Below are 13753 nucleotides of genomic sequence, written 5' to 3'. Positions count from 1 at the left end.
CCGCTACACACCCCGGGGGACGGCAGGCCCTACCCAAAAGGACCTTCCACATGGCCGACACCACCACTGCGGCACTGGACCGGCTGGCTCGCGCCGTCACCACCGCACACCCCGCCAGCCGCCCGCTGACCGGTACCGACAGGGCCGCCCTCGCCCCCCTACTCACTTCACCCAACGACATGCGGGCCCGCCTGGAGGAGCACCTGGAGGGCGCGCCGGGGCGGGTGAGGGTGAGCGGCACCCTGGACCGGCGCCTGCTGCTCCTGGAACGCCCGAACGGCGGGTGGGTCGCGGCCGACCTGTCCGGCGCCGAGCACGCCTCGCGCCACTGGCCGCGGTGGAGCGAGGGGCACATCCGGCTGGACACGCCGGACTCCTGGCTGTCGCACGCCGACCTGGCCGAGACCGCCGTGTACCGGCTGACCCGGCCGGACGTGCACCTGATGGCCCTGTACCACCCGGAGTTCTTTCCGCTGCCGCGCTTCCCTCTGGGGATCAGCGACGTGGCCCGCGCGGCCCGCTCCACGCTGATGGGCACGGTCACCCTGTCCGACATGCAGTTAGGCGTCACGCTGGAGGACCTGCTCAAGCAGCTCTCCACCCAGGCGCCGGACATCGTCGGCATCTCGGCGACGTTCGGCCAGCACGACCTGATGCTCCAGCTCCTGGATGCGGCCTTCGCCCTGCCCGCACCGCCGCTGGTGGTGGCCGGCGGAAGCCTCACCGCCCGCAACGAACGGCTGCTGCTGGAGCGCTACCCCGACCTGCTCGTCGCCCGAGGCGGCGGCGAGGCCACCATCGAGGGTGTCCTGGCCCACTGGCACGGCGACATCCCGCGCCAGGAGATACCCGGCATCGGATACACCGGTGCCGCCCGCGGCGGCCTGACCATCGGCCGGCGCCGCACCGCCAAGCCCGTCGCCCGCGACACCGCCAGCGACATCCTGCCCGAGCTCGACCTGCTGCCGGCCACCTTCGCCCACCACGGTGTGGCCCAGCTCGAGACCAGTCGCGGCTGCACCAACACCTGCTCCTTCTGTCCGCGCGGCCACAAGGGCCTGTGGGCGGGCGCCGCTCCCGGGCAGCTGCCGTGGATCCTGGACGAACTGGGCCAGGTCTTCGACCGCCACCCCGGCATCTCCCGCACCCTCTACCTGGTCGACGAGGAGATCATCGGCGCGGGCGACGACGCCGTCAGCCGGGTTCTGGACCTCGCGCGCACCCTGCACGAGGCCGGGTTCGCCTGGGAGTCCAGCTGCCGCATCGACCAGACGGTACGCGTCGAGCAGGACGAGGCGTGGCACGTCGAGCGGGCCCGCATGTGGTGCACCCTGGTCGACCTGGGCCTTCGGCGGATGCTGTTCGGCGTGGAGTCGGGTGTCGACTCGATCCTGACCCGCTTCAACAAGGAGACGACCGCCGAGCAGAACGCCCTGGCGATCCGGACCCTGTCCGCGCTCGGCGTCCCCACCCGGTACACGTACATCACCTTCGACCCGCTCATGAGCCTGGGCGAGCTGAAGGCCACCCACGCCTTCCAGGGGCGCACCGATCTGTTGCTGCGCCACGAGCCCGGCCTGGGGGCGCGCGAGATCGTCCGCGGCGTACGCGACGAGGAGTGGGTGGCCGCACACACTACCGGCCGGCCGCTGCACACCGGGATCAGCTACATGCTCGTCAGCATGGAGTGCCTGATCGGCGCCGCCTACACCCGGCAGGCGAGTGCCGAAGGGCTTACCGGGCAGCCGGAGCCGCTTATGGGCCGCGTCGCCTGCCGCTACTGGGACTGGCGCATTGGCGTCGCCAGCGGGTGGGCGCAGCGGTGGGTGGACCGGCACTTCGCCCTCGACTACACCTTCAAGAGCCTGGAGAAGGTCCTCGACGGCCCGCCCAGGCACGCCGTCCGGCAGGCGCGTGTGGTGCTGAAGGACGCCGCCTACGAGGTCCTCGGTGACGTGATCGGTGCCATCGAGCAGTACGACCTCGAGCGGCCCGAGCAGGAGGCGGCCCTGTCCGTACACATCGAGGCGGCGCTTGGGGCGCGGGCCGGGATGCTGCGGGACCGGATGGCCGTCACCGCGGCGGAGGTCGGCCGGCACCTGTCCGGTGAGCACGCGGCCACCCTCGCCCGGGAGCACGGCCGGTGGGCGGCGGCGACGAGCTGGGAGCTGATCAACGCGGGCGAGTCCTGTGCGTGAGCGTCCGGCCAGGGCCCGGGCGTCCCGTCACCGCGTTGCGGTCGGGGCGCCCGGCGCCCCGTGCTCAGGCGCCGGTCTTCTCCGGGATCGGCACCCAGTTGAACTCCGGACAGAAGCGGGCGTACGTCGTCAGCTTCCAGGCCGCGTACTCGTCGGTGCGGCCCGAGCTGCGCAGCAGGTGCTTGACCCAGGTGTGCGCGATGCGCTCCTCCTGGGTCATGGTGGTGTCGATCTGGTCGAGCATCCGGCAGGCGACGGCGTAGTCCTCGACCGTCAGCGCGCTCAGATCGATCTCGATGCCGTTCAGGGTGAAGGAGAACACCAGCCGCGAGGTGGAGAAGCGGGTCTTGCGCTCGCCCAGGAACGTGGTGTGGGGCGCCAGGACCTCCCGCAGGCGGTCGCGGTCCTCGACCGGGTAGCCGATGCCCAGGTCCAGGTCGGAGCTCTCCAGGTTCAGCCGGGTGCCGAAGGAGCCGACGTCGCGCGGCTTGTGCCCGGTCCACTCGCTGATCAGCGCGGCCGCATCGGCGCGCACCCGCTCCAGGCGGTCGTCGTGGACGCGCATCTCCTCGTAGAAGGCGCGGGCGCGCTCGAACTCGGCGTCGGTGAAGTCGCCGCGGTCGACCCAGCGCCGCTCAGTGATCGCGTTCAAGTCAAGTTCGGTGAAGGGAGGTTGTGTCGTCACGCGAGGCACCATACTCACTCCCGCACACGATTCATCAGTGTTTGCTACTAATTGAGAGGTAAGAGGTACTTCCTGTGAGTGCTCCGACTTCCCCCGCGCGCCGCACACTCGCCCGCGGCTTGTCCGTTCATCCGATCGGGATCGGCGCCTGGGCCGTGGGCGGCGCCGACAACAACCTCGGGCTGCCGATGGGCTGGGGCACGGCCGACGACGCCGCCTCCCGCCGCGGCCTGGAGAGGGCCTACGAGCTCGGCGCGAACCTCATCGACACCGCCGACGTGTACGGGCACGGGCACTCCGAGCGGATCATCGGCGACTTCACCGCCACCGTCCCCCGCGACACCGTGGTGCTGTCCTCCAAGGTCGGCTACCACCGCGGCACCGCCCGGCACGCCTACCTGCCCTCGGCCATGCGCCGCCAGCTCGAGACGAGCCTGGAGAACCTGCGCACCGACCGTCTGGACATCTACTTCTTCCACAACGCCGACTTCGGGCCCGACGACCGCTACCTGGAGGCGGCCATCGCCCAGATGCTCGACTTCCAGCGCCAGGGACTGGTCACGGCCGTGGGGATGCGCGGCCCCCACCGCCACGCCACCGAGCGGGTCACCGTCGCCAAGGACCAGCGCGGCGACAAGTACGCCCGGTTCGCCCACCTCGCCGAGCAGATCCGCCCCGACTACCTCGCGGCCCGCTTCAACGCCCTGACCCCGCCGCCCGCCGCCGGCCGGCCGGACATCTTCGCCCTCGCCGCCTCCCTCGGCGCCAGCGTGCTGATCAACAAACCGTTGGCCCAAGGCCTGCTCACCGGCAAGTACGACCCCGACCACCCGCCCGTCTTCGCCCCCGGCGACCACCGGCTGCGCAAGGCCTGGTTCACCCCCGAGGCACTGCGGATCATCTCCGACGGCATACGGCCGCTCCGCGAGCGCTTCGGCGACAGCCCGGCCGCGCTGACCCGCGTCGCCCTCCAGGTGTGCCTGCAGCGAGCCGAGAACGCCGCCGTCCTCGTCGGCTTCACCCGCCCCGAGCAGGTCGAAGCGAACCTGACCGCCGTCGGCACCCCGCTGACCGACGACGAACTCGCCTTCGTCCGCGCCACCCTCGGCCGCCTCCAGAAGACCCTGGACGCGTACAGCGAGGTCTTCCTCGACGAGAAGGAAGCCGACCGATGACCCCCGCCGCAGAGCAGTTGTCCCTGCTCGCCACCGACGAAAGCGCCCACCAGCCGGCCACCGACGCCGTGCGGCTGCTGCTGTTCAACGCCCAGCACGCCTCTCCGGAGCGCTCGCGCCGCCAGGCCGAATGGATCGCCAGCCAGGAGGACGCCGACATCGCCGTCCTCACCGAGGTGTCCTCCACTCAGGGCGGCGACGCCCTCGTCACCGCGCTCACCGAGCGCGGGTATGCCACCGTGATCGCTCCCCAGCCGTCCACGCCCGACTACCGCACGGTCATCGCCTGCCGTACCGGCGGTGTCCGGCCGGTCCCCAGCCCGGTCACCGTCACACCCCATCGCGCCCCGGCGGCCCGCGCCACCGTCGGCGGCCACGACATCGGAGTGCTGGGCCTGTATGTGCCCTCCCGTGGCCCGAAGGCACAGCGCAACGTTGCCAAGCGTGCCTTCCAGGAGGCGGTCACCGAGAGCCTGCCGAGGCTGCTCGCCGCCTTCCCGGACATGCCCGTCATCGTGGCCGGGGACCTCAACGTCGTCGAGCGCGGGCATCAGCCCCCGCACAAGGTGTTCGGCGAGTGGGAGTACGCCTTCTATGACTCGTTCCAGGCCGCCGGCCTCACCGACGCCTTCCGCCGTCTCCACCCCGACGAGGTCACCCACTCCTGGTTCGGACTCACGGGCAACGGCTTCCGCTTCGACCACCTCTTCGTCTCCACACCCCACGCCGACCGCGTCCTGGCCTGCAACTACCACCAGCAAGCCCGCGAAGCGGGGCTGACCGACCACGCGGTCATGACGCTGCGCCTGGGCCTGCCGTCCACCCCGGGCGAACACCGCGAAGCCCCAGCGACGGGCGCCGACTGACAGCCGACCGCCGCAGCGACCGAACGTCGGCGTTTCGGCCAATCACCCCCGAGCCGTGGGCCCTTGCGCGGCAAGGGTCGGTGCACTGCGCACCCTCGGAAAACCGCTGAATCACAGGGCGCACAACGCGTCCGAAAGGAACAGGTGCTCGAAATCATGCGGCGTCGTTGAACACCGCGACGCCACCACTACGTCCACGAGGGGGAACACATTGACGTCAGTCGAACCAGACAGCGACAAGAGCGCGAGCGGCCCGAAGGCCGGAGTCACGGACAACATCTCGGACGCCGAGCGGGAGCTGTACGGGGGCCGGCTGCGCTACGACCAGTCCTACGTCCGACACGAAGGCCCGTTGACGCGGCTGAAGTTCGGGCACATGGCAGCCGCGCTGCCGCACATGGTGGGCATGGTGCTGCGCACCGGCTGGGAGGCGGACCGGCGCGCGCTGATGGGGGTCGTGGCGGCCGAGCTCGGGCAGGGCGTGACGGCCGCGTGGGGCCTGGTGGCGGTCAACGGCGTCCTCGCGCAGCTGTTCGCCGACGGTCCGACTGTCGACAAGCTCCGTGACGCGCTGCCGTCCCTGGTGGTGCTGGCGGTCGCGGCGGTGGCCGGCGCCGTGCTGTCGGCGTGGTCGACGGCGATGTCGGGGCGGCTGGAGCCGCAGGTGGAGCGGGCGGTCTCCGCCCGCTACTACAGGGCCGTCACGGGTGTGGAGGTGGAGGCGACCGAGCGGCCGGAGGTCCAGCGGGTCCTGGAGGCGGGGAAGTTCGGCACGGACTCGGCCCGCAGCATGCTTCGGCTGTCGGTCGGGGTCGGCAACGTGGTGATCGGCATGGCGGCGGCCGCGGTCGTGCTCGCGGCGCTGCACTGGGCGCTGTTGCCGATGCTGCTGGCGATCGCGCTGCCCAAGGGGTGGGGCGCGGTCCGCTCCGCGCGCCGTGACTACCTCTCTCGGATGAACTGGGTCGACCACCGGCGGGCGATCGCGTCCCTGCTGGCCTACCTGACCCGCCCGCACGCCGCCGGTGAGCTCCGCGTGCACGCCGCTGGCGCGAAGCTGCTGTCCAGTTACGAGGAGATGTCGCAGCAGACGGAGGCCGAGCAGCGGCGCCTGGCCCGGGCGCAGGCGTCAACGGACCTGGTCGCGGGCGGGTTCGCCGGTGTGGCGTCCCTGACCTGCTACGGGCTGCTGTGGTGGCTGCTGTCGACCGGTGGTCTGCCGCTCGCCGTCGGCGGGACCGCGGTGATCGCCATCCGCACGTCGACGGCGCGCCTCACGTCGCTGGTGCAGCAGGTCAACCGGCTATACGAGGAGCTGCTGTTCCTCACCGACACCGAGGACGCCATCAAGGCGGCATGCGAGAACGCGATCCCGCTCAACGGTGCCCCGCTGCCCGCACCAGTGCGGGAGGTGAGGACGGAGGCGGTCTCGTTCACCTATCCGGGCGCCGACGGCCCCTCCCTGAAGGGCGTGAGCGTGCGCGTGCCGCGGGGGAAGGTGACGGCCCTGGTGGGGGCGAACGGCTCGGGTAAGACCACCCTCACGAAGGTGCTGGCCGGACTGCTGCTGCCTGCCGAGGGGGACGTGTGGTGGGTGGGCGAGTCGGGCGAGCGGGTCGAGCTGCGTGAGGCCGACCGCGCCCAGATCTTCGCTGAAGTCGGCGTGCTGGCACAGGACTTCCCGCGATGGGAGATGACGGCGGCCGCGAACGTGGCCATCGGTGCCGGAGACCGCCCCCGAGACATGGACCGCGTTCGCAAGGCCGCCGACGACGCGGGCGTGCTCGAGCTGGTCGAGGGCCTGCCGCACGGCTGGGACTCGATCGTGTTCAAGGGGTACGAGCGCGGTGTCCAGCTCTCTGGCGGGCAGTGGCAGAAGCTGGGGTCCGCTCGAACAAGGTACCGGCAGGCGCCGTTCCTGCTGGTCGACGAGCCGACCAGCGCCCTCGACCCTCATGCGGAGATTGCCGCGTTCGAGGGGCTGTGGTCCCTGGCCGAGGAAGGGCACGCGGTCGTGCTCGTCACCCACCGGCTCGCCGCGACCATGCACGCCGACCACATCTACGTCCTCGATCAGGGCAGCGTCGTCGAGGACGGCACCCACGAGGACCTGATGTCCCGCACGGGGGGTCTGTACCGGGGGATGTTCATCGCCCAAGCCGCGCAGTACGGGATCGCGGCGGCATCCGACGGCGTCCCCGGCCCCCGCGGCGCCCAGCCGTCCGGCCACGAGACGGCGAGCTGATCCACCCGAGCGCCCCTTTCCCCCTCAGCCTGCCCGCCACCCCGTTCTCACGACTTCGAAGGCGAGACGACGCCCATGTCACCCAGCTCCACCGCGGTCCGCAGGACCGTCGAGGCGTACCTCGGTCGGCACCCCGGCGAGCGTGACGCCCTGGCCGAGCTCCTCACCGCGCTGGACCGGCCCGTCGACGCGACCGCCCGGACGACGCAGCCCGGGCACATCACGTGCAGCGCCGTTGTCATCGACCGGCAGAGCCGGGTCCTGCACATCCGGCATCGGGCCACCGGCGGCCTCATGCTCGCCCCGGGTGGCCACATCGAGCCCGAGGACCGCACGCTGCTCGCCGCGGCGCTGCGGGAGGTGTCGGAGGAGGCCGGGATCGCGCCGAGCGCCCTGTGCCTGACCCGGCAGCTGCTCGGCTCTCCGATCGACATCGACGTCCACGACATCGACGCCGGCCCGTCCAAGGACGAGCCGGCTCACCGCCACTACGACGTTCGCTACGTCTTCTACCTCGCCGGTGAGGAGCCGCCCGAGGTCGCGCTGCAGGACGAGGAGGTCTCCGGCGCCCAGTGGCTCCCGCAGCCGGAGGTCACCTCGCCGACACTGCGCGCGAAGCTCCTCGCGGCGGGCCTGGACGGCGTGCCGGAGCCGGTGAACGCTTCCGCCTTGATCCACGACGGGTCTGGCCGGTACCTGCTTCATCTGCGTGACCACAGGCCTGGCGTCGTCTGGGAGTCGGGGGCATTCGCCCTTCTCGGCGGCGGTCGCACGCACGACGACCAGAGCCTTGAGGGCACCCTGGTGCGGGAGCTGTCCGAGGAGGTTCCCGACCTACGCCTTGAGGACGCGAAGCCCTTCGCCGTGGAGACTGCCACCAGCATCGACGGCCTCAGCGTCCCGGTGCAGGTGTTCGCTGGCCGGTGGCACGGCAACCCCGACCGGCTCGCGTTGCATGAGGGTGTGCTGCTGCGCTGGTTCACGCCCGAGGAACTGGACCGGTTGCGCCTGAGCCCCGCCACCCGGGACCTGATTCGCCGGCACGCGGCAGAGAACCCCCCGGACAACCAGCCGGCCGCGGCCCCGGCCGTGTGGGACGGGGGCAGCCGGACCGTACTGAACGGCGTCGGGGTCCACCTCCACCTCGAAGACGGCGAAGGCCGGGTGCTGCTCGGCCTGCGTCACCCCGACTCGAAGTACGCGGGAAACACATGGCACTACCTCGCCGGGAGGTGCGAGCAGGAGCCCGCCCTCGCGTGCCTGGTCCGCGAGGCGTGGGAGGAAGCAGGGCTGGTCATCGACCCCGCCGACGTGGAGCTCGTGCACGTCGTCCACGTCGTCGACACCCCGGGCAGCCTGCCCCTGATGCAGCTCGTCTTCCGAGCTCGCCGGTGGGACGGCACCCCCAAGGTGCGCGAGTCCGACAAGTGCCTGTCCTGGCAGTGGTGGCCGCGGGACGAGCTGCCGGACCCGATCGTCTCCTACACCCGCACGGCCATCACCGCGATCGCCGAAGGCCGCCCCTACTCCGAGCTGGGCTGGTGAGCAGGGTGAGCACACCCGCCGGTGGCGGCCCCGGCCAGCGGGCCAAGACCGAGTTCAGGTACGTACTTCGAGGGCTCCTGGCGGAGCCGAGGGAGGGGTCCCGTGCCGCCTTGCACTGAGCCCCTCTCCTCCGCCGGCACTTCCCTGTGGCGGCACCGGGACTTCCGCCGGTACTTGACTGGCCAGGCCGCGAGCGTGGCCGGCAGCTCGATCACGCAGATGGCGCTGCCGGTGCTGGCCGTGCTCCACCTGGACGCGAGCACCGCCCAGGTCGCCTGGCTGATGTTCCTCGGACAGCTGCCTCCCGCCCTGTTCGCCCTGCACGCCGGCGCGCTCGCCGACCGGCACTCCAAGCGCCGACAGATGATCACCGGTGACCTGGTCAGCGCGACGGTGCTCGTCACCGTGCCGGTCTCGGCCGCGCTGGGCACCCTCACCCTCACGCAGCTCATGATCGTCGCCGTGGTACAGGGGGCGGCGAGCGTGCTCCACGACGCGGCGGCCATCAGCCTGCTGCCCAGCCTCGTGGACCGGTCCTTGATCCAGCGGAGCAACAGCCGGGTCGGCGCGCTGTTCGCGGTCGCCGCGACCGCCGGAAGCAACCTCGGCGCCGCGCTGACCGCACTGCTCGGGCCCGCTCGGGCCCTGCTCGGCGACGTCGCCTCCTACCTGATCAGCGCCGTGTGCACCGCCCGCATCCAGGCCGCCGAACCCGCCCGCACCCGCCCGGAGACCCGCCGACTGCGCGGTGAGATTGGCGAGGGCCTGCGGTACGTGCGCGGCGATGACCGGCTGTGGACCCTGACCCTGGTCAACGCCACGACCTCATTCGCCCTCGGGTTGCTCAACACCCTCTGGGCGCTGTACCTGTTGAGGTCTCTGGCGATGAGCGCGACCGCGTTCGGTGTGGTGCTGGGCCTCGGCGCGCTGGGCGCGGCCTCCGGAGCGCTCACTGCACCTGCGTTGGCCCGCCGGTGCGGGCCGGGGCCGATGATGCTGACCGCGCTCGCGATCACCCCGCTGACCCAGCTCCCGCTGCTGCTCGCCTCCCCCGGCCTTGCCTGGCAGATCACGATCGGTGCGGCGCTCTTCCTGCAGCTCGCCTGCGCCGGCGCCGCTGGTACAACCCAAAGATCCATTCGGCAGATCGTCACCACGGCCGGGATGCAGGCGCGGATGCAGGCGGTGAGCACCTGGCTGACGTCCGGCGCCCGGCCCGCGGCCGCGCTCCTCGCTGGCGCCTTGGGCACGTGGATCGGTGTCCGGCCCGCCCTGACCGCCGGAACCCTCCTGCTCCTGATCCCGCTTGTCGTCCTCGCCCGCTCCCCGATCCGAGCCCTACGGCAGATGCCGGATACGCCCGCCGCCCCTCTGCCGTCGCCGCCCGCAGCCCGGACACCCCCCTTGCCCACTCCAGCGCCCACGGACGACACACGGCACGAGCGCGCACTCGGAGGCGATGCCTCGTGAACAAGATGCCGAACTCGGCGACGATGCCCGCTGCTCCCCCACTCGATCCTCTGGAGTGCACCGTGCTGAGCGACTCCCCTCCTTCCGGCGCACCCCTCCTTCCGGCGCAGCCCGCCGGCGACACCTCCGAGGCTGTGGCGGCCCGGGCGGCGATGGTCGCCCGGCTCGAGGAAAGCGGAGACCTTCGCCCCGGACCGGTGCGAGAAGCGCTGCTCGCGCTGCCGCGCCAGATCCTGATGCCCCAGGCATACGTGCGGCGCAGCGCCCCCGACGAGACGCCACCGTGCTGGGATCTGCTGGACTTGTCCCGTCCGGCCGACCGGAAGGAGCTGCTGGAGCGCCTGCACAGCGGGAACAGCGTCGCGATCCAGCACAACGGCGAGCCGATCCTCGGCCGCGCTCCCGGGCCGCGCCGCGGCGGCGCAATCACCGCCATGTCGAGCACGATGGCCCTGACTGCGGACCTGCTGCAGCAGCTGGACCTGCGGCCCGGGCAGCGGGTGCTGGATGTGGGGACCGGCGCCGGGGTGACCGCGTCGACGGCCTGCTTCGTGTGCGGCGATGAGGGCGTCGTCACCCTCGACATCGACCCGCACGTCACCGCGGCCGCCCGCGACCGGCTGTCCGCCCTCGGCTACCGGCGGTCGGCCGCGGTGACCGGGGACGGCACCACCGGGTGGGCCGCCGGCGGCCCGTACGACCGGATCTTCGTCTCCTTCGCCGTCCGCCACGTGCCGCAGGCCCTGGTGGAACAGCTGGCGCCGGGAGGGCGCGCGCTGATGACGGTCGGGACGTCGTCGCCGTCGTGGCCGGGCCTGGCCTTGATCGAAAGACGACGGGACGGGTGCGTGGAGGCCCAGCTGCGGGCGGTCGAGTTCGGTCACCGGGCCGGTGCCGGCTTCGACCGGCTGTTCCTGTCCGCTGCGTTCCGCGCGGAGATCACCACAGCCGACGGGTGGACGCAGCGCAGCATGCTCGCGCCGCCGCCCGACACGGCGCGCGGCATGTGGCTGGCCCTGGACCACCTGTATCCGGGCTTGGTGCGCGACTTCGGTGCGGAGAACCTGACGGTCGGCGCGCCCGCATGCCGGTCGTGGATGCGTGTGCGTGCTGTCGGCCACCGCCGGTGGGATGTGACGACTTCGGGGCCGCGGGACATCTGGGCGGAGATCCAGGATGTCGCCGGCCGGTGGCGGGCTGCCGGTGCGCCAGACGTCTTCCGGCTCCACTTCGACGCCGACGGCGGCCAGCGGGCCACCAGCCCGAACGGCGCCCTGACCTGGCAGCTTTCCCCTGGCGAGACTGGAGATGCACGATGACCCGCCCCGACCAGCCGGCCTCTGAGGCGGTTTCGGACGATGCCCTGTTCGGGCCCGAGGCCGCCGACTACGCCCGCTACCGTCCCGGCCTCCCGGACGCCGTAATTCACCTCTTGGCCGCCGCCCAGCACGGTGTGCCCGCCCCCGTCCTGCTGGACCTGGGGACCGGAACCGGGCAGGTGGCCCGCGCGCTGCTGCCTGTCCTGCGCCGACTGGCGCACATCTCCCTGGTCGACGTGAACGCCTCGATGCTGCAGGCGGCCCGCGCCGCACTCGAACCGGTCCGCGGAGCGTGCACGGTCGACGTCTTCACCGGCGCCGCCCACGACTTCGCGCCCGCCGCGCCCGGCCTGGCGCCCACCCTGATCACCTGCTGTCGGTCCTTCCACTGGATGGCCCGCCCGGAGGTTCTGTCCATGGCCGACCAGGTCGCCGCGCCGCACGCCGTCGTGGCGATCATGGGCGACGGCAGCCTCTGGACCTATGAGGCCGACTGGACAGCCGCCCTTCGGGTACTGATCCAGAGCTACCTCGGCGAAAACCGGCGCGCAGGCACCCGCGGCACCTACGCCGGGCCGGACCGCTCCTACGAGGACGACCTGGCCGACTCGGCGTTCAGCAAGGTGTCCGAGCACAGCTTCCCCGTCTCCCGCGCCTGGGCGCCCGAAGACGTGATCGGTTACCTGCGCACCACCAGCTTCGCCCGCCCCGCCCTGTTCGCCGGCCGCCACCTCGAGTTCGAGGCCACCGCTCTCCGCCTGCTCCAGGACCATGCTGGCGGCGGCGTCCTGACGGAGGACACTGTGTTCACCGTGCTGCTCGCGCGCCGCCCCGGCGGTGCTGCGTGAGCGGCACCCAGCGGCACACCGAGCCGCTCGACGTCCACCTGATCGCCGTACGCGACGGCGCGGCAGGCCCTGAGGTGCTGCTGTCCCGGCGGGCCGGGACCGTGTACGCGGCTGGCTGCTGGCATCTCGTGTCCGGGCATTTGGACGGACCGTGGGAGGACGTAGTCGCCGCCCTGGTGCGTGAGGCCCGGGAGGAGGCCGGTGTCGTCATCGACCGGGCCGATGTCCGGGCGGCCGTCACCGTGCACCACCGAACCCCTGCCGGCGGCGCCAGGCTCGGGGTGTTCTTCGTGGTGGAACGGTGGGAGGGCACCCCGGAGGTCATGGAGCCCCAGGTGTGCGACGCCATGGGGTGGTTCTCCTTCGACGCCCTGCCGGAGCCGATGGTGGCGTACTGCCGCGCCGGGTTGGATGCCTACCGGGCCGGCGCGCGGATGGCCGTGCACTTCCAGGAGCCCGGTGACCCGATCGCCTACGACCGGTCCGTCGACCGGCTGGCCCTGCTCCCTGAACCCACCGCCCGCGGCGCGGTCCCAGACCAAACGGTGCGCGCGTTCGCCCAGCAAGCGGTCGGCAGGATCACCGCGTGGACGGACGCTTCCTGGGCGCGGGAGGAAAGCCGCGTGTGGCGGGCGGTCGGCACCGAGGGTGGCGAGTGGTACGTCAAGATCCACCAGAACGACCGGTTCCACCGTCGGGAGGTGGACGCCTTTCGCAGCTGGGTCCCCGTCCTCGGGGCAGCCGCACCCCGGCTGGTGGCCGCCGACCCCACGCTGCGGGCCGTCGTACTCACCGCGGTGGGCGGCCGCACCCTGCACGGCGCCGTGCACTCGCCCGAGCAGCAGCGCCTCATCTTCCACCGCATCGGGCAACTCGCGGCAGCCATCCACCACAGCGCCCCGCCCCAGCCGACCACCGACGGCCTGCCGCTGGGGAAGCTGGAGCGCCACCTCGCGGGCGCCCTGCCCCACCTCGACCCCGGCGACGAGAAGTTCATCCGCGCCACCGCCGAGAGGGCCGTCGGCCTGCCTCCCTTGATGACGGTGCCCACGCACGGCGACTTCCAGCTCCGCAACCTGCGCTGGGACGAGGCCGCCGCAGCTCTCTACGTGATCGACTTCGAGCGGTCGGAAGACGGCCCGGCCGTACGGGACTTCGTACGGCTCTCCGACGCCTGGCACGGCCGGCCCGACCTCTTCCAGGCCGTGATGGACGGCTACGGCCGCCGCTTCACTCCAGACGAAAAAGCTCACCTCAGCATTCTGACCGTCCTGGATTCCGTCTCCGGAATCTCCTACGGCGCCGGCCACCACGACCCCGAACTCATCGAGCGCGGCCGGCGCACGCTGGCCCGGCTCCGCGCCGCACAACGCCCCTGAGCACGCCTACATATGAGGAGCAG

Annotated in this window: 10 protein-coding genes; 9 read left to right on the top strand and 1 reads right to left on the bottom strand. The window is 72.0% G+C overall.

The features are described 5' to 3' along the window. Nucleotides 1–50: 50 nt before the first annotated feature. Nucleotides 51–2198, top strand: a complete 2148-nt coding sequence (locus tag ACIQR3_RS25990) for a B12-binding domain-containing radical SAM protein (RefSeq protein WP_403542935.1) — start codon at nucleotides 51–53, stop codon at nucleotides 2196–2198. A gap of 64 nt (nucleotides 2199–2262) precedes the next feature. On the opposite strand, the gene ACIQR3_RS25985 is transcribed toward ACIQR3_RS25990, so the two are convergent. After that, nucleotides 2263–2850 (bottom strand): hypothetical protein, encoded by a 588-nt coding sequence (locus tag ACIQR3_RS25985; RefSeq protein WP_403542933.1) that lies wholly within the window; start codon nucleotides 2848–2850, stop codon nucleotides 2263–2265. 152 nt (nucleotides 2851–3002) lie between these two features. On the opposite strand from ACIQR3_RS25985, the gene ACIQR3_RS25980 reads away from it, so the two are divergent. From ACIQR3_RS25980 to ACIQR3_RS25945, 8 genes are all read left to right on the top strand, one after another. Continuing rightward, complete coding sequence (locus ACIQR3_RS25980) at nucleotides 3003–4058, top strand: aldo/keto reductase (protein WP_403542931.1); 1056 nt, start codon at nucleotides 3003–3005, stop codon at nucleotides 4056–4058. Continuing rightward, a complete protein-coding gene (locus ACIQR3_RS25975) occupies nucleotides 4055–4924 on the top strand; it encodes an endonuclease/exonuclease/phosphatase family protein (RefSeq protein WP_403542929.1) in 870 nt (289 codons plus the stop codon). The genes ACIQR3_RS25980 and ACIQR3_RS25975 overlap by 4 nt, the downstream gene beginning before the upstream one ends. A 211-nt stretch (nucleotides 4925–5135) precedes the next feature. Further along, the gene (locus ACIQR3_RS25970; RefSeq protein WP_403542927.1) at nucleotides 5136–7169 is read left to right on the top strand and encodes an ATP-binding cassette domain-containing protein; all 2034 of its coding nucleotides are present in this window, start codon (nucleotides 5136–5138) and stop codon (nucleotides 7167–7169) included. 75 nt (nucleotides 7170–7244) lie between these two features. Next, nucleotides 7245–8714: an NUDIX hydrolase gene (locus ACIQR3_RS25965; RefSeq protein ID WP_403542925.1), complete on the top strand. Its 1470-nt coding sequence runs from the start codon at nucleotides 7245–7247 to the stop codon at nucleotides 8712–8714. 102 nt (nucleotides 8715–8816) lie between these two features. Beyond that, nucleotides 8817–10184 (top strand): MFS transporter, encoded by a 1368-nt coding sequence (locus ACIQR3_RS25960; protein WP_403542923.1) that lies wholly within the window; start codon nucleotides 8817–8819, stop codon nucleotides 10182–10184. Nucleotides 10185–10189: 5 nt separating this feature from the next. Beyond that, nucleotides 10190–11503: a methyltransferase domain-containing protein gene (locus ACIQR3_RS25955; protein ID WP_403543065.1), complete on the top strand. Its 1314-nt coding sequence runs from the start codon at nucleotides 10190–10192 to the stop codon at nucleotides 11501–11503. Continuing rightward, entirely contained in the window at nucleotides 11500–12351 is an 852-nt protein-coding gene (locus ACIQR3_RS25950) for a class I SAM-dependent methyltransferase (protein WP_403542922.1), read from the top strand. Before ACIQR3_RS25955 ends, ACIQR3_RS25950 begins: the two co-directional genes overlap by 4 nt. After that, on the top strand, nucleotides 12348–13730 hold the full coding sequence (locus ACIQR3_RS25945) for a phosphotransferase (protein WP_403542920.1): 1383 nt from the start codon (nucleotides 12348–12350) through the stop codon (nucleotides 13728–13730). The genes ACIQR3_RS25950 and ACIQR3_RS25945 overlap by 4 nt, the downstream gene beginning before the upstream one ends. Nucleotides 13731–13753 lie beyond the last annotated feature (23 nt).

The sequence above is a fragment of the Streptomyces sp. NPDC090994 genome (genome assembly GCF_044768905.1).
Taxonomy (GTDB): domain Bacteria; phylum Actinomycetota; class Actinomycetes; order Streptomycetales; family Streptomycetaceae; genus Streptomyces.
The sequence above is the reverse complement of the archived record's forward strand: the minus strand, read 5'-3'. Positions and strand labels throughout refer to the sequence as shown.

What these genes read in the sequence shown, in the direction of transcription:
- ACIQR3_RS25990 (WP_403542935.1), top strand. Translation starts at nt 51, where the DNA reads ATGGCCGACACCACCACTGCGGCACTGGACCGGCTGGCTCGCGCCGTC.
- ACIQR3_RS25975 (WP_403542929.1), top strand. Translation starts at nt 4,055, where the DNA reads ATGACCCCCGCCGCAGAGCAGTTGTCCCTGCTCGCCACCGACGAAAGC.
- ACIQR3_RS25965 (WP_403542925.1), top strand. Translation starts at nt 7,245, where the DNA reads ATGTCACCCAGCTCCACCGCGGTCCGCAGGACCGTCGAGGCGTACCTC.
- ACIQR3_RS25955 (WP_403543065.1), top strand. Translation starts at nt 10,190, where the DNA reads ATGCCGAACTCGGCGACGATGCCCGCTGCTCCCCCACTCGATCCTCTG.
- ACIQR3_RS25950 (WP_403542922.1), top strand. Translation starts at nt 11,500, where the DNA reads ATGACCCGCCCCGACCAGCCGGCCTCTGAGGCGGTTTCGGACGATGCC.